The sequence below is a fragment of the Pseudomonas sp. GNP014 genome, from assembly GCF_054344005.1.
The window spans coordinates 1-18,051 of sequence record NZ_JBTGUS010000007.1 but is presented as its reverse complement, the minus strand read 5'-3'; the positions used below and the strand labels follow the sequence as shown (position 1 = coordinate 18,051).

14 protein-coding genes and 12 pseudogenes are annotated in these 18,051 nt (G+C 61.8%); 5 read left to right on the top strand and 21 right to left on the bottom strand.

Annotated elements, in window-relative coordinates:
- Positions 1-875, top strand: a pseudogene (locus tag ACXX9E_RS28885) (MFS transporter); the annotation flags it as partial.
- Between the two features lie 68 nt (positions 876-943).
- Here ACXX9E_RS28885 and ACXX9E_RS28880 read toward each other — a convergent pair.
- Positions 944-1,105, bottom strand: coding sequence for a hypothetical protein (locus ACXX9E_RS28880; RefSeq protein WP_458556658.1), 162 nt, complete (start codon positions 1,103-1,105; stop codon positions 944-946).
- 1,550 nt (positions 1,106-2,655) lie between these two features.
- On the opposite strand from ACXX9E_RS28880, the pseudogene ACXX9E_RS28875 reads away from it, so the two are divergent.
- Positions 2,656-2,808, top strand: a pseudogene (locus tag ACXX9E_RS28875) (SDR family oxidoreductase); the annotation flags it as partial.
- A 244-nt stretch (positions 2,809-3,052) separates the two neighbouring features.
- On the opposite strand, the gene ACXX9E_RS28870 reads toward ACXX9E_RS28875, so the two are convergent.
- The 14 genes and pseudogenes from ACXX9E_RS28870 to ACXX9E_RS28805 form a co-directional block, all read right to left on the bottom strand.
- Positions 3,053-3,421 (bottom strand): hypothetical protein, encoded by a 369-nt coding sequence (locus tag ACXX9E_RS28870; RefSeq protein ID WP_458556659.1) that lies wholly within the window; start codon positions 3,419-3,421, stop codon positions 3,053-3,055.
- Positions 3,422-3,933: 512 nt separating this feature from the next.
- Positions 3,934-4,125: a hypothetical protein gene (locus tag ACXX9E_RS28865; protein ID WP_458556657.1), complete on the bottom strand. Its 192-nt coding sequence runs from the start codon at positions 4,123-4,125 to the stop codon at positions 3,934-3,936.
- Positions 4,126-4,268: 143 nt separating this feature from the next.
- A complete protein-coding gene (locus ACXX9E_RS28860; RefSeq protein WP_458556656.1) occupies positions 4,269-4,439 on the bottom strand; it encodes a hypothetical protein in 171 nt (56 codons plus the stop codon).
- A 318-nt stretch (positions 4,440-4,757) separates the two neighbouring features.
- Positions 4,758-4,883 (bottom strand): hypothetical protein, encoded by a 126-nt coding sequence (locus ACXX9E_RS28855; protein ID WP_458556655.1) that lies wholly within the window; start codon positions 4,881-4,883, stop codon positions 4,758-4,760.
- 66 nt (positions 4,884-4,949) lie between these two features.
- Positions 4,950-5,615 (bottom strand): hypothetical protein, encoded by a 666-nt coding sequence (locus ACXX9E_RS28850; RefSeq protein ID WP_458556654.1) that lies wholly within the window; start codon positions 5,613-5,615, stop codon positions 4,950-4,952.
- 182 nt (positions 5,616-5,797) lie between these two features.
- Positions 5,798-6,237 (bottom strand): annotated as a pseudogene (locus tag ACXX9E_RS28845) (cytochrome c-type biogenesis protein).
- Positions 6,234-6,741 (bottom strand): annotated as a pseudogene (locus ACXX9E_RS28840) (thioredoxin domain-containing protein). The pseudogenes ACXX9E_RS28845 and ACXX9E_RS28840 overlap by 4 nt, the downstream one beginning before the upstream one ends.
- Before the next feature lie 268 nt (positions 6,742-7,009).
- On the bottom strand, positions 7,010-7,195 hold the full coding sequence (locus tag ACXX9E_RS28835; RefSeq protein WP_458556653.1) for a hypothetical protein: 186 nt from the start codon (positions 7,193-7,195) through the stop codon (positions 7,010-7,012).
- 547 nt (positions 7,196-7,742) lie between these two features.
- On the bottom strand, positions 7,743-7,874 hold the full coding sequence (locus tag ACXX9E_RS28830; protein ID WP_458556652.1) for a hypothetical protein: 132 nt from the start codon (positions 7,872-7,874) through the stop codon (positions 7,743-7,745).
- 798 nt (positions 7,875-8,672) lie between these two features.
- A pseudogene (locus ACXX9E_RS28825) lies at positions 8,673-9,154 on the bottom strand (cytochrome c maturation protein CcmE domain-containing protein).
- Between the two features lie 142 nt (positions 9,155-9,296).
- Positions 9,297-10,005, bottom strand: a pseudogene (gene ccsA, locus ACXX9E_RS28820) (cytochrome c biogenesis protein CcsA).
- Between the two features lie 88 nt (positions 10,006-10,093).
- Positions 10,094-10,747: pseudogene (locus ACXX9E_RS28815) on the bottom strand (heme exporter protein CcmB); the annotation flags it as partial.
- A gap of 48 nt (positions 10,748-10,795) precedes the next feature.
- On the bottom strand, positions 10,796-11,377 hold the full coding sequence (locus ACXX9E_RS28810; protein WP_458556651.1) for a heme ABC exporter ATP-binding protein CcmA: 582 nt from the start codon (positions 11,375-11,377) through the stop codon (positions 10,796-10,798).
- Between the two features lie 465 nt (positions 11,378-11,842).
- Positions 11,843-12,106, bottom strand: a complete 264-nt coding sequence (locus ACXX9E_RS28805; RefSeq protein ID WP_458556650.1) for a hypothetical protein — start codon at positions 12,104-12,106, stop codon at positions 11,843-11,845.
- A 67-nt stretch (positions 12,107-12,173) separates the two neighbouring features.
- On the opposite strand from ACXX9E_RS28805, the gene ACXX9E_RS28800 reads away from it, so the two are divergent.
- Positions 12,174-12,749, top strand: coding sequence for a hypothetical protein (locus tag ACXX9E_RS28800; RefSeq protein ID WP_458556649.1), 576 nt, complete (start codon positions 12,174-12,176; stop codon positions 12,747-12,749).
- Between the two features lie 336 nt (positions 12,750-13,085).
- Positions 13,086-13,452, top strand: a pseudogene (locus tag ACXX9E_RS28795) (EscU/YscU/HrcU family type III secretion system export apparatus switch protein).
- Between the two features lie 566 nt (positions 13,453-14,018).
- Here ACXX9E_RS28795 and ACXX9E_RS28790 read toward each other — a convergent pair.
- From ACXX9E_RS28790 to ACXX9E_RS28780, 3 genes and pseudogenes are all read right to left on the bottom strand, one after another.
- A pseudogene (locus ACXX9E_RS28790) lies at positions 14,019-14,399 on the bottom strand (DUF2802 domain-containing protein).
- Positions 14,396-14,864: pseudogene (locus ACXX9E_RS28785) on the bottom strand (chemotaxis protein CheW). Before ACXX9E_RS28785 ends, ACXX9E_RS28790 begins: the two co-directional pseudogenes overlap by 4 nt.
- Positions 14,865-15,639: 775 nt before the next feature.
- On the bottom strand, positions 15,640-15,783 hold the full coding sequence (locus ACXX9E_RS28780; RefSeq protein WP_458556648.1) for a hypothetical protein: 144 nt from the start codon (positions 15,781-15,783) through the stop codon (positions 15,640-15,642).
- A 200-nt stretch (positions 15,784-15,983) separates the two neighbouring features.
- Between ACXX9E_RS28780 and ACXX9E_RS28775 the strand changes: the two genes are divergently transcribed.
- The gene (locus tag ACXX9E_RS28775; protein WP_458556647.1) at positions 15,984-16,115 is read left to right on the top strand and encodes a hypothetical protein; all 132 of its coding nucleotides are present in this window, start codon (positions 15,984-15,986) and stop codon (positions 16,113-16,115) included.
- A gap of 105 nt (positions 16,116-16,220) precedes the next feature.
- Here ACXX9E_RS28775 and ACXX9E_RS28770 read toward each other — a convergent pair whose 3' ends face one another.
- From ACXX9E_RS28770 to ACXX9E_RS28760, 3 genes and pseudogenes are all read right to left on the bottom strand, one after another.
- The gene (locus ACXX9E_RS28770; RefSeq protein ID WP_458556646.1) at positions 16,221-16,460 is read right to left on the bottom strand and encodes a hypothetical protein; all 240 of its coding nucleotides are present in this window, start codon (positions 16,458-16,460) and stop codon (positions 16,221-16,223) included.
- A 216-nt stretch (positions 16,461-16,676) separates the two neighbouring features.
- Positions 16,677-17,531, bottom strand: a pseudogene (locus ACXX9E_RS28765) (flagellar motor protein MotB).
- Between the two features lie 6 nt (positions 17,532-17,537).
- Positions 17,538-18,035, bottom strand: a pseudogene (locus ACXX9E_RS28760) (MotA/TolQ/ExbB proton channel family protein); the annotation flags it as partial.
- Positions 18,036-18,051 lie beyond the last annotated feature (16 nt).

Sequence of the window (18,051 nt, the reverse complement as noted above, 5' to 3'; positions counted from 1 at the left end):
GCTGGTTTGAGGTTGTTCGTGGGCTTCGGCGCTGTCGTGCGGATCCTCGATCCCCTCGCCGCGCATCTGCACGCAGAAGATCCCCGTCGCCGGGTGCGTGAGCAGGATGATCGAGGGGCTTGCTGCTGGTGCTCCTGCTGCGCGGCCGGTGTCGAGCGTCGTGGCTGACCATTTCGGCTGGCGCGCCGATGTTCATGATTGTTCACGTTGATGGCGTCGATCAGCATGGTGCTGGCGTTGACCATTGCCCGAGCGTCGCCGATTGGCCGGCGCTTCTTGTCGGCCAGTTGATCGGTTCGTTGTCGACCCTGCTGCGCCACAGTTCGTGTTGCGTCGGCGCGCGTTTGTCGGGGCCGTTTTTCGCCACGTTCAGCCTTGTTCTGGACGGCGGTGCCGCTGAAGCTGTGGCGCCGCGACCATGGTCTGTGGCCGACGAAGATCGCGATCTTCGCCCTGGTCGGTGCCATCGAGGCCATCGCCACCATCAGCGGACACCTCGCGGATGCTGGCCAGCACTGGCATCGCCTCGCTGCTGGCCATGCTGTTCGCCACCTTGAGCTTTATTCACCTCGTTGACCGCCTACAGCGTGATCGGCCTGGCCGCTGGCCGCATGAGTGCTCGACTTCTGCGTCGAGATCGACATCGTCCTCGGCCAGCGCGCTGTCTCTCGCTGGACGCCAGAAGCCGCGAGTCGCCTGAACGCCCTGTACATGACCAGCATCTTCATCGGCGGCGCCCTTCGGCTCCTCAGTCGCCGGTGCGGTCTACGACATAGCAGCTCGTTGTAAATCTAGTCATTGTCGGCAGCATGTTCCCGCTGCTGGCGCTGTTGCGGTTTCTAAGTGCTTGGCGGCGTGGTGCATTGAGCAACAGCGTAGACGTGGACGCGTGGAGCAGGCTCGCTCCGCCAGGTTGCTCACTCGACCTGTCGGAGCAATGACACTAATACCGAACCAGTTGCTCCATCGCCGCATCCGCCGAAGAGAACGACTTTGACGTATGCTCACACACATAGCGATCAATGCGTTCGATCAGAGCATCACCCAGCAACATCACGTTGAGCCTCTCGGTTTTGCCCGGGTACGGCGGATACGCTCCAGGCATTGCCCAGCCATGTCGGCGAACTGCGGTTGTTGCGATGGGCCGCTGCCGACGTCGGCATGTAGATCGACTCGCCGTCCGCCGCCGTCTCCTGTAGCAGATGACGATTTCGACGGCGGCGTTGTAGGCGTCCCTGAAGGTATCCCAGGCCGTCAGGGCCGCGCCAGAAATATCGAGTATCTGAATACCGATGGCGGTGTTGTCGTCACCCCATTCGATGCAGGATCAGGATATTGCATTATCGATCTCCCTTGTCGCTGGCTGGCGGGGTGCTCTAGGTGCCTGAGGGAGTATAATGACTGCAGTAACCCGATCGCACTCCAGCCTCCTTCCTCCAGCTCCTGATCGATGGCCTGCTCCGCCGCCGCCTCCTTGCCTCGACCTACTAAAAGCGACCCTGGAGTTCTTTTTCTCCAAGCCAGAATATCTAGGAGTGACAGTGGATTGTTTGCCGATATGATAATGGTCCCCATTCCCAGACATGAGTGCTATCCCCACGCCTGTGTTCCGCTGCCTCGCCTCACAGTGATCTTGAATCCCAGCCACTGCAGCACTCCTACAGGACTTCAACCATGGCCCTACAAGCAAGTTCGACGCGTTCAAAGTACGACTTCGAGGCTGGCAGAGCCCCTTACAACGCCCCCACCAACATTGCACGGTGATGAAGCACGCCAGCCGCCGCTGATCGCCTCACGCAGGCGACCGTGCCCTGAAAGTGGGTGGACATGGCGCCGCTGTTCACCTGAAGAGCCCCGAAGGCCGTCCCGTATCGTCGGCGGAATTGCTGAGCGCAAGACCATCGGTGTTGATTTCTATCGCAGTGTCTGGTGCCGTTCTCCGACCTGGAGTTCCAGCGTTGCAGCCTTCTTCGTCGATTCAGCATGCCGGCGCCAGTCTGCTGGCCATTTCGCCGCAGGATCGCGGCCAACAGCCGCAAGATCGCGACGCATCAACGATCAATCCCAACCTCAGCGACCCGCGCGATGACGTCGCGGCGGCGTTCAGCCTTGCGTTCGAGTACCAACTACCTCCATCGAGCTGTCTACAAGGAGCCTCTCGCAGACGACCTGCCCAACCTCGACGTGGTCCGGCGTCGACATTGCCGATGCCAGCCGTTTGTGGTGGTTGCGGATGGCATTGATCGTTACGCCGAGGTCAACCCAGTACGCTGAGCATCCCCGAGCCTGAAGCGATGCTGGATCGTCGCGGCTGATCCGATCCCCCTGCAGGAGTTGCCATGACCCGACGTACCTTCCTCATCACCAGCGCCAGCGAAGGCATAGGCGGCGCTGGCCGAGCATCTCGACCGTGCCAGCCATGGGTGGTCGGTCCCCACCGACCTGACCTCAGCTTCCCGGCATCCTGCCACTGGATCTGGTCGTCGGCAAGCTGACCGGCGAGGTACTGGCGGAACTGGCGCGCGCCTGTCGTTCGACGGCTCGTCGACAACATCGGCTGCGTCGAGCCGCAGGCCTTCGGCAACATTGATCTGGACACGTTCGACAAGGTCGTGCGGCTCGATCTGGAGTTCGGCGTTGCCAGCGGCTCGGCGCGTGTTCCCGGGGATTGCGCACGCCAGGGCTACGGGTCGGGTGCTGAACATCTCCAGCCTCGACGTGCTGGGCATTGCTCAGCGTACGGGCCTTGCCGCAGCGAAAGCGGCGCTGGTCAGCTTTTACCGTTCATCAGCACTCGAACTGGCGCAGACCAGCATCACCGTGAACACCATCGCGCCCGGACCGACGCCGAGCCGAGCTGTTCGCGCCAACGATCCGCCCGGCGGCGAAGGCGGAGCGCGCTATCTCGGCGGCCCGATCGACCGCCTCGGCGGCCAGGAAGGAGATCGCCGCGGCGATCGCGTCTGTTGTCCGAGCGAGGCCGGTTCATCACCGGGCGGCAGCTCTTTGTCGATCAGCAGCACCTATCAGCGACCGCGTTCTCAGCAACACCTTATTGCCGGTCGGGTTTCGACAATTTCGAGCTTGCGCAAGTACGATGGACCGTCTCGCCGCCATGGAAGACCTTCGTCTGCGTCGTTTCGACCGGCTCGTTTTCCGCCGCTGCCGGCGCTTGAATATCGCCAGCCGGCTGTGGACCATCGCTCTGCTGGAAAAGCACCTGGCCGTCGGCCTGTTCCTCGCTCAACCAGCCTGACCGACCCGAGAGCCGGCTGGCCTGTTCAAGCAGGCCGAACGTGCCATCGACGAAGCCGACGAGGCCAGCAACGCCGCCGTGGCAGTGCAGGCGGTTTCGCGCAACTTCGGCATCAGCACAGCAGTGACCTTCGGCCATCTGCACATCGTTCCGCAGCTTCAGCATTTCTTCGGATCGGCGCACCGCAACTGAACATCGACCTGATGCTCAACAATCGCAACATGACCTCGTCGAGGAAGACATCAACATCACCCTGCGCATCGACGCATTCGACCATTCAGCCTGACCGCGCGCAAGATCGCCGATTGCCGCCGCATGCGTGCTCAGCACCCCGACATTCTTCGCCAGACACAGCGAACCGAACTGCCTGCCAATTTGGTCGAACACAGGCCATCGTCTACAACCTCGGCAGCAGCAACCTGGCGGTTCCGCAAGGCGACGACGATCAGGTCGCTGTACGTGCGTCGCCTGCGCGTCGGCGCAAGCAAGGGCGCTGCGCGCCCGTGCTGAGCCGTCGTTCTGACGCTCGCCTCCCGATGAGATATTCGCCGAACTGGCCAGCGGCGCGGTCGACCGTCATGCCCGACTCGACCCTGCCGACATCGATTTATCGACAATGTTCCCGACGGGAAGAATAGCGAGCGCCAGCGCGGCGTTTGTTCGAGTATGTGCGACGACTACTGGCTCGCGAACATTAGCACCAAGCGTTTCGTTTCTTCGATCAGTCCCGACATCCCTCCCTTTCGATGCAGACCTGCCCGTGCTCGATCGTCGCCCATCCGCGCGGATTCGCTCGGCCAGCGCTCCCGCTCAACAGCAACGATCGCTGAAATTTCCAGCGCTCGATCGATCTTCTCGATCTGCTGCACGCCGAGGCCTGATTCGATGGTGCAGGCATTGCGCAGGTTCGGCGCAATGCTCTGAACTCAGCCCGAACGCAGCAGAACAGCGATCCAGAGGTCGGCAACTTCGTCTGCGACTGTTGCCCAGTCCCGCAGCACGCCGTGGATGTTCATGTTCCACGACCGTTCGGCTGATCAAGCAGCTCCAGCCATTGTTCCAGCGGTGGATCAGTGCGCTCGCGGTGGAGTCTTCGCTCGTCGTCGAGGACATAGACGCCGAGCTTCTGATCCCAGTCGCTATTCCAGCCCGGTGGGGCGAAGCTGGCCGAGGTGGTTGGCACGGTTCGACCTTGGCCAGGATGCTTTTGCCAGGGTTGAGCAGTTTGAGCAGGGTCAGGCTCGGCTGGACAGCGAATCGGCGAGCAGGTCGCGTCGGTTCCAGTGGGTCCGCCGCACATGCACTCAGCCCAGGGCCAGTGTCGAGGACTGTGGTTCGGCGATGGTGTGGATCGCAGTGCTTCCTGTTGTCTCCGCTCTCCAGGCTGTCGATGATCAGTTTGTGGCGCAGTACTGGCAGGGCCCGATGCGACGCCCCCACTCACCGCATTGGCTCGCAGCACGTGGTGCGCGAGACCATCGACTTCAGGAGTTCGACAGTTTCACTGCACGGCATCCATCGCGTCGGCATCGCCCAGTTCGACGGTCACCGCCGATCCCGCCACGGTCAGGCGTTTGACCACCAGCAGTACCGGCGCGGCCGAAGATGACGCCGCAAAGATGGACACACTGTCGCCGCTGCGCTTTGCTTATCAGTTCGCTGGAAAAATCGATTGACTTCGACAGGTGCGCTTTCAGCGGCTACCAGTGCCTCGACGACTTTGCCGCCGCTGGCTTCCAGACACTCGGCGACACATTGATCCCGCCTTGCGGCGCCAGCGCGGATTGTCGTACAGCAGCAGTTGCGCCGCAGAACGATTCCAGTAATCGATCGCTCCTGATAACGCTCGCCCTGGAACACAGCAATACCAGCAGGCCAGGGCGTTGGTTTCCTCTTTCGATCGGCCTTCAGTGCTTCGTCCGTCAGCGCCTGGATCTTCACGACCACTTCGTCGGCGATTGCGCCTGGACCAGCTGGCCGAGCAGTTCCAGCTGACGCCCGGCGAGAAGGTCGCGGCCCACTCGAACATCTTCGCCGCGTCCGCCGGACGCTCCTCGGCCATGTCCAAGGTCGCCGAGGAAGTACAGGCCCTGGGCAGAATACAGGTTGCGCCGAACAGCACTTGCGAGCGCTGGGTCGTTTCTTCCATCGACTCAGCGCCTCGGCGAAGTTGGCGGGTCAGTTCGACCTTGTCGGCAGCGCCGAATGCAGGTACGACCAGGCCCAGTACCAGCACCAGGACGGCGGCCAGCAGCGGCAACAGTTTGCCCAGTTTCGACACGTCGGCGCCGGCAACGCCTTCGGTATCGGCGAGCAGTTGACGGGCGGCCTCGGCGCGCCCGCTGTCCGTTGCCGGCATCGTTCACCTTCGGCCTGCTGCAATTGCAACTCGGCCACGCGTTCCTGATACAACACAACATTGGCGGTGCAATCCTGTTCACGCTGAGCACGACGCTCGCGCGGAACCAGGAGATGAACAGAAAAAGTGCGGCGACCAGAAGCAACAGCCCTGCGGCGAGCCAGAAATCAATCGTCTTCGACTTATCGGACGGATTGATGAAGACGCTGACGCTCTTCGGTGGACGGCGATGTCGGTTGTTCGGCGCGCTGGCCGCGACGACGCCGGACAATCACCGCGATCACCACGAAACCGCCAAGCAGCAGCCCGGCCGGGCCGAACCACAGCAGTACGGTCTGGCGTTGAGTCCGTTTTGTAACGACGATCGCCGTCGCGGTCGACCATGAAGTAGATGATCTGCTCGTTGTGCCTTCCTCGCCGGCGTGCGGAGAATCTCTTTGCGCAGGTCGGCGGCGATCGGTGCGTTCGAGTCAGCAATGTCCTGGTTCTGAGCGCTCAGCGGCGGCCTTCGTCGACTCGCGGAACGCTCGCGATCACCTTCCTTTGGCGAACTCATGATGTCGATCGCGGCGTGAGCAATACCAGCCCAACGACCCAGTACCACGACGTTGAAGCGTTTCATAGCTGGCGCCGATCGACCAGCGCCTGATTGCCTGGCGGCAGCTTTCGCGCCAGACCTGCTCGTCGATCGCGCCGACGTACTTGTCGCGGATGATGCCCTTGGCGTCGATGAAGAAGCTCCCGAGCGCCGTCGACGCCAAGGTTCGGACCCAGCGAGTTCGTACATAGCAATTCCAGAAGCGTCAGGTATGAAATCAGCCAGCCACTTCAGAGCGTCGGCGTTTCATGCTGTCGTTGATGCCGTAGATCGCCGCGCCGCGCTCGGCGAGCTTCTGACACAGGTGCTCGACCCGGCGGAATGCGCCGGTGCCCGACGTTGACCAGCTACCAGTTGCCGATCAGCCTTCGTAGGGTACTGTCGCCCTGCACGTTCGGCAGCTGATTCCAGGAATGGTTTGTTGATCATCGCCGACGGCGACTCCCGCCGATGAGGTCGACCACGATACAGAAGCACCCGCACCACCGCCAGAATGACCATGAGCACCAGCATGACCAAACGTATCATGCAGCCGCTCCCGTCATGCCCAGTCTTTCCACGCACCTTGGCTTTGACCTTGACCCGATGACACCGATCCAGCGCCACCCAGCGATTCCACCCAGACCCGGTGAGCAGCCACCAAACCAGGATTTTTCCGGCGCCGCGAACGGTTCAGCATAAACCGCACCACCAGCGCGCCGTTTCCCAGCGACTCACCGAGTGCGGCGTCGAGTCGCAAGTGGACCCGGCGTCGATCCCGGCCTCCGTCATCATCGAACTCTGCACCGTGTACAGGTCAGACTTCCAGTCCGGCGCCGGGCTTCATTCCTTCGTCGCGGATCGATCCGATAGTGCCTCTGTCGGAGGTCGAGTTCAGCCCTTCGAAGTGTTCAGCACCTTCGAAGATCGAAGTGATAACCGCCAGGTCCATCGACTGGCCCGGCGCCAGACGCAGGATCGCATCAGCACTGTTCTGGCTCAACAACACCACACCGAGGCGCGTACGACGATGCCGAGGTCGGCGATCTGCGTGCCCAGTCGCTGCGGTCAGGGCTGGCCTTGATCAGGCCTTTATAGCGGGTCTTCTGGGAGGATGTCGCGCGCGCCAGCCAGCAGCACCCACGCGGCGAGCAGGAAGATCGCCGATCACCGCCAGTTGAAGATCGCATAAGCGATTCAGCCACCGCGGCCAACACAACACTGCCAACAACACCGGGTGGGCATCACCAGCCGTTTCCGCAACTGTTCCAGCGGACAATCGCCGCCGACGAGCCATCACCACCATCAGCAACACCATGAGCGGATCGACAACGCATGAAGGTACGGATCGGGCCGAACAACAGCTTGGCACCGCTCGGCATCGAGGATCACGGTACGGTACCAGCAGGATCATCGACGCCGCTACCGCCGAACGCCAGTTGTTGCCGCGACAGGTTCCACGACCAGCAGGTTGAAGACGACCTGACTCTTGGCCGCGGGCGCGCAACGCGAACAGCGTCGGCGGACCACCGACCACGAACAGCAGGAAGTCAGATGATCCGCCCGCGCTCCGGATCGGAAGCGAACACGTGCACCGAGGTCGGCACCGCCGGACAAGGAAAGTGCCGAGCAGCTCGGAGAACGCGGCAATCGCCAGCAACACCGTCCAGCTTCTTGAACACGCCACGCTTCCGTGACTGCCAGTGGATCGACGCATGCGACCAGCCATGGCATGAACGACATTTCCACGGTTCCAGAACCGCACCCGCCCGGCCGAGTTCGTGGTCAGCCCACCACGACCAAGGTCGATGCCGATCCCGAGAAGGCCCAGCGACGATGGTCCACGGACACGACGACGCGCCCACGCCGCGTCAAGGCGACCACCCATCGACGCCACGATGGCAAAAGCGAACACCACCGAAAAGCCGAGCATACCCCATGTACAACATCGGCGGGTGAACGATCAGGCCAATGTCTTCGACATCGGATCGAGTAGCCATTGCTCGGCATTTGCGGCAGGATGGTTTGAACAGGTCGACGTGAGTGAGGACGGCAGAAGCCATGCTGGTACGTGCCCATCACCGGCGGAGCGCGGGCCGAGCAGTTGACTTCGGCAACTGCCGCGAGAACCTCAACCAGCAAACTTCCGGCCGCAAAGATCAACGCCACAACAGCGACGAACCTTCGTCGGCGCCCCACGCTGCGCTGAATTTGTGATCCACGGTGAAGCGGTGCTGGAGTTGCTGGCGACATAGGCGACGGAGAAGTCATCGGTCATGAACACGTGTTAGGTCGGTGCAACGCGGAACAGCAGAACACGAACTGGCCCGCGCCGGCGGCTGACCAGGCGATCCCCAGGAGCAGGTCGCCAGCGCGGCACCAACCAGATGGCACAGCGGCCTGCACCAGCACGAAACACAGCGCCAGGATCATCGGCCAGATGGCCGGAGCTTCGAGATCAACAGTGTGAACATCATCGATCAACCCTCCTTTCGCTGGTGAGACGCGGATTCGCCCACTGTCTTCAATGCCTTCATCACTTTCAGCAGCATGTGCTTCTCGTCGTACTTGGCCAGCACTTCGTCGGCCGCCGCCGGCACCATCAGCGTTGTGGCTTGCCGAGGCAGCGATCATGCCCTTGCGGAACAGGTCCGGAAGAAGTCGCGGTAGGTGATCGTGGCGGCTTTGTTGAAGTCGGTGACGACGAATTTGACGTCCAGCGAGTCCAGCGAACATTGCCGCGCCCTTCTCGACCATGCCGGCCGGCGCGGATGCGCGTGTCATAGACACTTCGCGGTTGGCGATCTCGGTCAGCATGTAAAGACGGTTGATGTTTTCCTGCAGGCGCTGAGCCAGGCCGACAGCAGCGCCGACCGACCAGGATCGCCAGAATGATGATCAGCGTTTCCGCAGCAGTTGGCTCCCGTCTCCCGGCGCAAGCGACGCACCTCTTGTTGCAGATACCGCTCCGGGCCAGGACCGCGCCGCCACGTTGAAGGCCAGCACCACAACCATGCCATAGGCCGACCAGACGTACGGCATAAATAGCCCATGGCAAGAAAGTCACCGATGAAGCAAACTCATCGCGCAGCCTCCGACTGTTCTCACTTCTTCTTCACCCAACTGGCGCGGCTTCGCGCTTGAGCACTTCGAGGCGCATGCACAGCAACGGCGCCGGCGCCGACGGTGGAAGACACCAGCACGGTCAGCGACAGCAGCAGCCACATCTCTGCCGGCGTCGCCGGTTTCGGGTGTAGAGGTGAAAGATCGCGCCCTGGTGCAGGTCTTCCACCGCTGCCACGTACTTGATCGATCAGGATATTGATCACGCCCGACGATGGCCGGCACGGCGCAGCCTTGGCAGCACTTTCACGCTGCTGATAGCATTGCCCAGCACGATCGCCCCGAAGTACCAGGACAGCAGATCAGCATCGAAGTCAGGCACCGCATCCACACCACCACGACCACATCAGTTTGCCCAGATTGCCCCCATGACCACACCCACGGCGGTCATCCACGCGCCAATCAGCGCGGCGCGTGCAGCAGGACGTCGGCCAGTTTCATCTTCCACACCACCACCACACCGCACGCCGCCGCGTCGCGTAGATCGACTGCGCGAGCATCGCCGCAGGCACGTCGATATAGATGATGCGGAGGCTGCTCCCTGCTGATAGTGCGGCGGCGCGAAGGCCAGGCCCCCAACGACGCCGACGCCGATGGCGGCGACGCTGCGATGTTCGACCAAGGCGAGTTGTTGCTGATCCGTCGAACCGCTGGGCGGACCGAGCTTTCGAGGCTAAGGGTCCAGTTCATACTGTTTCCATCACGGGTGCCGCTCGTCGGTGTCGCTGGCAAAGATGATCTTTGAGAGACGTTCAATTTTCCGACCAGACCTCGTCTGCTCGCCGACGCTGATCTTCAGGCCGCAGCTATCCGGAAGAGGTCTGGGTGATCGCGGCGGTCGGGCTACCCACCCGCGGATACCGGTCAGCGGCATTGCCTGCAGCGCGGCCTGCCGCTCGCCACTGCCAAGGATCGAAGAAGAACACCGGATGTACAGCGGCAAGATCAACAGCGCCAGCAACAGCCACCACGTTTCGAACCGTTCCAGATGACGCTGTTCGCCGCCCGCGCCGAGCGGCTCGGCACCGGTGTACCAGCGGCAACAACAACAGCAACACCGGCAGGCAGGCGACCGGCGAAACCGACATCAACGCCAGCAGCGGCAAGAGCAGGACCATGCCAACCCCGAAAAAGCCAGTGTGCGGCCTTGGCCAGTACAAAGGCGGCGGATACGAACAGAAGGACCCACTGTTCAAGGGTTCCGTCTCGAAATCTTCGCTGCGGACACCCCATCCAGCGAGAGCAGAACGCCGATCACCAGCGCGGCCACCAACTAACCCCGGGGACAGGTTTGCGACGCTTCGAGTTTGGGCCGACGGCCGCAGGAGGCGCGCGAGATGACGATGGCGAAGAAGATCAGCGGATTGGCCAGCTCCGCCGGACGAACAGCAGGCGCCGATTCACGGGCGACCAGCAGGCCGAACACACTCATACTGCCCAGTTCCCCCAGATCGAGGTGCGCCGATGGCCGCCGCGTCGCTCAGCGTGTGGTGCGTGGTACAGACCACGAGGCCGCCGCGTTCGCGATGCCCGGCCAGATGTTCTTCGAGGGCTGCACCACGCCCTGCTTGTCGAGGGCGTCGGACGGCTCGTCGAGAATCCACCAGTGGCGGCTGTCCAGTACGGCCGCGCCAAGGAGCGCGACGTACTGTGCGGCGGACAACATGTGGCGGACATCTTCGAACCGCGCCGATCCTTCGGCTCCAGCGCTTGCAGGATCAGCGTCGCGCTCAGCGGTACGTGCGGGCGCGCAAGACCACGAAGATTTCTTCCAGGGATCGGCGAAGTCCTTGATCCCAGCGGCATCAGCCGATCCACGAGCAGTTGCGCCCAGTTCGCCGCGTTGTGCATCAAGCGGCTCGGCCGTTCGACGACCTGACCATAGATGAGCTGCATCAGCCCCGAGCGAGCGAAACGCGACGGACTGGTTTCCCCGCTGCCCGTCGACCCGCTGATCTGCGCCATATCGCCGCTGGCCAGTCTGATTCGAGATTTCGAAGGGCGGCCTTGAGATCAGCGTTGGCGCGCCGAGGGCGACGGTTTGCAGGACGGACTGGTCCAAGGGACCGACGCGGCCTGCCGGGGGCCGAGTCGGCTCCTGGCCGGCCGCCGAGGGTGGCCGATTTGGGTCACCACCTGAGAGTCTGGGCTGGGCTGAACAATCCTGCTGCGAACGGCGGGCGAGGACGGCGGCACCCCTAGTCATACCTCTCTTCGAGGTGGCGGCCGGGTTGTCCACATATGACAGCGAAATGGACGTCCTTCGCTCCCGCCCGCCACCGGCGACCAGTTCGCCCCGCAGTTCGAGTGGCTGCCTCGAGCTCTGACCCCATCGAAGACCTGATCGGCGCCGGCAAAGCCCCGAGGCCGAGGTGTTCTGGCTCGAGCAACAACCAGACCTTGGTCTGCTCAAGGTGACACTCGACAGCGGACGATGAAGACCACCGTGCAAGCGACCGGCGATCTGCCGCTGCCCGAGGCGCCCGGTCTGGCGATCGCTGGACCTTCGCACGATATCGCAGTTCTATTACAACAACCATGCCAGCAGCGTCGCCGCCCTCACCCGCATCGACACCACGCCGTACCATGGCACCGTGCTCCAAGGCGAAGTGCTCGCCTCGCAGGCGCTGCCGCAACGCCGGGCGGCGCAGATGTTTCGCTCCTTGGTCAAGTTGCTCAACACCGCGCCAGCAGCGGCGCCCTGACCATCGACGGCCCGCAGCCGCTGCGCATCGGCGCTTTGCTGTCGGCGTTGGTGAAGCCGCGCGCCCTGATTCCTGCCGATCGGCATGGTCAGGAACAGTTGGCCATCGTCAGCAACTGCTGCGCCAGCAAAGCCATAAGGCCTCCCTGACGGGTTGCTGAACACCTTGCGGAAGATCTACAACAATACGATCAAAACATGCACAGATATTTCGCCGTGGTTCAACAATTTGCTCGCCGGCACCCCAATCTACGACAACTGGTACCCGCCGAAGAGGCATGGCACTGACCTTCGCCAACAGCGGCATGTTCCTCGAAGGCAACCTGACGAGCAGGACCCGACGCTGGACCCGGACATGAAAGCCGACCCTCTCAAGCTGATCGCACCAACTGACCCCAGCCTGCCGAGCAACGACAGTTTCGACGCGATCATCGCCGCCGACGCCCTGGCGCAAGCGCTGCCGAGCTTTCGTTCGCAACGCCCTGGGCATCTTCGCCAAGGTCGCGCGAACAAGTGCCGCAGCTTCCGCTGCCGAGCGTTTGCTGCAAGGCCTGGAAGGCGAAGGCGGTCTGGAACAGTTGCTGCGCCTGGCCGCTGCCGCATTTTTCGCGCCTCCGAAGGCTCCGTCGGTTGTTCGACCTCGAGCGGACAGCGTTACCAACGACAGCGCCTGCTCAGCGCCTGGCGGCGATTCCCATGCGCGACCTCCGGCATCATGCCGTTCCAGTAAGAATTTCAGCATGAAGAAGCGCCCAGAAGAGGACCGCGACCGAACGAAGCGTTCGCGATCAGCGCGAACCAGCAACAACTGTGGCGCGTTGATCTGGCGTTCGACATTGAACCGCTGAGGCCGATCCGGTCGGCGCGATTGATCAGCGGCGGCCTGTCGAGCCAGCTCTCGGTCGAGCGGCCGATCACCGCCGACCTGATCGGAACAGGTTTTCGCCCTGGTCAGCGTCTGCTGGATTGCGGCTCGATGACGACCTCGACTGCCGCCTCGGCGCCCCGCCGCAAGGCAACCGAAACCGTCTCGAACACCGCTCGGTCGACGAAACCGCGTGGAACAATTCCACCGCCGCCGCGCCAGGCCATCGCCCTACGATACGACAACCACACCGACCCTCACCACCAAGGTCAGCGAAGAGCTGACGAAGAAATCCTGTTCGTCTGCTCGCGACTACGAAGTCCGATACCGGAGCGCCCGAGCTGGTGCGCTTGTTGGCGCCGATGGACTTTGGGCGACAGCGTCCCGAAGCTACCCGGACGATTGCCGAGATCATCGCGTTTGCGTGGAATCTGGAAGGAGATTCCCGAGGACATGACCGCAGCGCCGATGGTAGGAGAAGAACATCACCGAACGCGGGATCATTGCTGATCCCTTCATTCCAGATTCTGAAATTGGTCCGACAGCGCCCAACAGCTCATCCAGCTGATTAATCAACGCTGGATCGGCTTCCTTGATTAACACCTCCGGCGGATCTTCTTTGTTTCACGATAGACGGTGCCGTCGATTTGCCCGACCCAAAGACTCTTTCGCCTGCTTTGCATCCTCGAGACTGCAGTGAATGCGCCGGCGGATTACACCGTATTTCCTTGCGCATGCAGTTGTATTTTCGCTTCCTCTGCACTGGCACCTGAGAGCGATGCAGGCGGCCGGGATGGCCAGAGCTGAAAAAAATTGCATTTTTGGATCAAGTCATCATAGATCCCTTGGTCCATCGAGAGAATCAACCACCTGATCATCAGAGATCTTTGCCGACTTGACACCTGTCGATCTTGACAGTCTTCGAGATGTTAAATACACTTGCTTCGTAACCATTATCTGAGCTCTACGTCAATAAAAATTACTCCCGAAAAATCGATCATTTGAGCCTTGAAGAGCGAAGATCGCGGCCTTCAGCCTTCCTACAAGAAGAACACATTCCGATGTCGGAGACCTCCGAAGGCTGCGATCTTTTGATTTGTCTTGCCACTTTGAAGCTGAAGCTCTAGCTGCTCTTTACATGCAGCTTCTCATCAACTCCGCCTCAGGCCTCGGTCGACCCGCGGCTGAGTCAGTTTCATCGACGCTCGCGCCCATGCCCACCAGTTTCACCGCTGGGCGAATGACGGCTCGACAGATCACGCTGCTCAACACAGACGGATTTGTGCGGCGAAAGGACAACCACCAACGCAACTTCATGCAGGCGCTGACCATTGCGCACGTTGCCGTTCTGGTGATCGTCGACACGTTTCGCAGGTTCCTTGATGCGCTGATCGCGCAGCGCATCGCCCTGAGCCTGTTGCGCAGCGATCACCCGCTGCGCCTTGATGTACGCCAGAATTCGCCAGCATGCCTGCCCAGAAGGAGCAGGACGATGACTGCGACCTCCAAAATCAATCAGATGTTTCTTCCAGATCCGACCATTCTTCTTCGCTCATCATCTTGTCGAGTTCGACGGTGAAGGTCCGGCTGCCGTTGCTGCTGCCTTCTTCACCGCGCCCTTCGATCAGTTGGCCGACTCTTCGTTGACGTTCGGTGCAGTTCTTCGTCCGACTGACGCAGGTAGACCACTTGGCGAGACGCTGTCGACCATGATGCCGACGACTTGCTTGTCGCTACGATGATGACGATCGGTGTTGTCGCTGATCTGGCCGCTGTTCAGGCCGAAGCGCTGACGGTGTCGATCACAGTGACCACGTCGCGCAGGTTGATGATGCCCGGCGCGTAGCTCGACGCGCCCGGCGCCGACGATGTTCGGTGTCACGCAACACTTCCTGAACCTCACATCACGTTGATGCCATCAGTTCATTGTGCAGACTGAAGATCACCCATTGTGCAGATCGGATTACCAGAACCTTGCATCGTGGCCTGACTCTCATGCCCTGACCCCTCGAAACCACTGTGGGCGGTGTGTTCTGTGTGGCGGCGTTCAACGATCCCATGGCCTGGATATATCAGCTGCTACATCGGGTTATCGCGTTGGCCGCCGAGGTGCTTGCCCACCGCTGGCGATAGATTCGGCCAGTGCGGAAACATCAAGCAATACGCACATGTGCTGGATCGCAGTACAGCGAGCCATGGCCGCTGACCCCGGTGACTTCTCCATTGATTTCATTCGGGTCCAGACGCGACGAGCGGCTGGACTGATGCACCCGCCGCCCGCTCGTAACCTTGTACCGAAGTACCGCGTCTGCAGCCTGACGAAGTCATCGCGATAGCGATCCGGCATGACCCAGCGTGCGATCTCCAACACTTTTTCAGGTTCCCAGGGCCTTCAGCAGGATTGCCGAACCATCCAGCTGGCCGAAGCAGTCGGCGTCGCTCGTCGCCGGCCACGATGATGGAGCAGAGGCGCGCCAGCGGCACCAGGTCGACCCGGCAACGTCGAACAGCCAGGCGTTCGAACGCTTCCGAGAAGGCCCAGCAGGCGGCCATAGAGTTTCCACCAGGTCGGCGGCGTACCTGCTCGGCGGCAGGATCCACTTCTACCAGCGGCAGGACCAGGGTCTGCTCAGCAGCGTTACGCGCAACTGGAGCCGGAGCCGCTCGACCACCGCCGGTTCCGGCGTCGTTTTCAGCGATTCGGTTTGCAGCGAGCACAAGCATCGAAACCGCTGCGCGCACCGGCTCAGCCTCTTCAAGCGACGTCGACCAGGGCCTTGGCCGCCGGGGCGGCGGACGGCGCGGCCGGCGGTTGACAGCTTCGCCCGGCTTCGGCATCGGCGCGCCTGTTCCATACCGCGACCTCGAACTCATCCAGTGCCTCGGTGCTTTCGATCACCTGAGCCGCGCCTCAACTGGCAGCGACTCGTCGAGATCTCCTGCGGCCAGGCCGTCCAGATCAGTTGGACACCCAGTACGGACGCGACGTCAGTTGATCGACCGATTCATGCTCGACCACCTGCGGAACAGGTCGCCGGACCATGTTGAGCAGCGCGGTAGACCAGCACGCCACCGACTTTGCCGATCGAATTCGAAGGCATGAACACCGCCCAGCACGTCGCGCAACAGGGTATCAACAAGGATATGACCCTGCCGATTCGTCGAGAATTTGTCACACAGCACGCGCAAGGTGTGGTCGATTCGTACAGCAGTGGACAGATGACACGATGAAGCGGCGACGCCTGTTGCGCGAGCATGATCATGGCAGGATGTTGACCATCGCTCCGACCTTGACAGCAAGATGTTCGGTCTGCACCAGGATCACCAGTTGCTGGCTCAGCGGCAGGAGGCGTTGACCATCAGCACGCCGAGCAACGAGCGGCTGTCGATCACTACGTCATCGAAGTCCTGCCACAACTGCGCCGGACTCTTGGCGATCGCCGCCCGACCGCTCTGCCCCGGCGACTGACGCTCAAGGTCGGCGCGGTACTCGATGGCGGCGGGATCCGCTGATTCACTGGTCGAACAACAGCAGTTCCCCAGCGGCCTTCGGCACGCTGCCTTGTCCGGAACCATGTCGTGATTGCTGTCCAGTTGTCGGGGTCGTCAGGCCGAAATAGCTGGTCATCGAGCCGTGCGGGTCAAGATCGACCACGACCACACGCTTGCCACCTCCGCAGCAATTGCAGCTTTTCGACGATGGAAGTATCGTTTTACGACACCACCCTTTTGATTGGCGTACCAGTTCTCATTGGGTTTCATTCCTCCCGGTGAGATACTGACCGACATAGCTCAGCGTTGTTGATGCAGTGACAGAAAATGACAGCACTTCTCGCGTCCCAGCGTCTTGACGGGTGCTCGGTGCAGGTTTGTGTGCCAGCTTCGACGCCGCGTCCGGTTGTGCATTGGCGGTTCCAGTGCCGGTCAAGAACTGCGGCGCCACATCCAGTCGCGACACCAACGCCACGCGCCGGTCTCACGGCCTCGCGGCGGTGGCGTTGTCGGCCTGGGCTCGAACCGCCATACCACCGATGCCGGACACCGAGTTCGCCCTCGTCGGCCACATGCGCACGATGCTCGCCGACGCGCCGAGGAACAGTTCCAGTTCGTCGGGTACTGCGCAGTACAGTCGGCTCATCGTCGGTGAAGCCTTCGACATCGATCGGTTGTCGAACGGTTGAGGATCACCGCGACCTTGTCGATGATGTTGAACGCGATCTGGCTCGGCATCGTCGCTGCCGAACAACAGGCTGGAGTACGTCGATCTCGACCCACAACTCGTTGCCGCGCACCATCATCTGGTTGGAACGATCAGGTCGCCGATGCGGCACTGATATCATCGGCGATACTTTCAGCGGTCCGCTGGCCCGGCGGTCCGGCGTCGACTTGCTCGGCGTCCTTGACCACGGCTTGGCCGGGGTCGCGGTTTTCGGTCGTTCGTCACCGATCAGATCAGCTTCGAGCAGCGGTCGAAGTCGGTCGAGACCGATCAGCGCCTCGGAAATGACCTTGTCTTTGCCTTCGTTGAATGGACGATCGAGGTGCATCACCACGAAGAAAGCGAACAGCAGCATCAATGAATCCGCGTAGGACACGAGCCACGCTGCATCGTTGCAGCATGTCTTCCTGATGCCTGCAGCAGGCCATGGTCCATTACCATCGATCCATGAAGCCCTGAAGCTTTCAACTCGATGACATACATACAGCCTTCGGCGATCGACAGAATTCCTTCCAGCGACGTTTCGCGGTGACCGACTCCGCGACGCGATTGACTTCAGCTTCAGGCCGCCACCGGCAGCAACGCCGAGTTGGCGCTGGCCGCGCCGTAGATGGTCGCGACGAAGGCCACGGCGATGCCGCTGCCGCTGCGTCGGATCGGCGAGGAACCCCATCACATGAATCATGCCCATCGCCGCGCCGATGATTGCGATGGTCGGCGCATAGCCGCCGTGCTTCTCGAAGACTTTCGCCGCTTCGATATCACGGCTTCCTCGGGGATTTCAAGATCCGCTTCATGCTGCGGATGGCTTCCGGCTCGGCGCATCGACCAGCAGTTGCAGGCCCTTGCGCGAGTAGTTGTCCGGCTCGGCATCGGCCACGCCTTGCAGGCCGGCAGGCCTGCCTTGCGCCGTCGAGCTTCCAGTTGACCACGCATCATGCCGCAGCA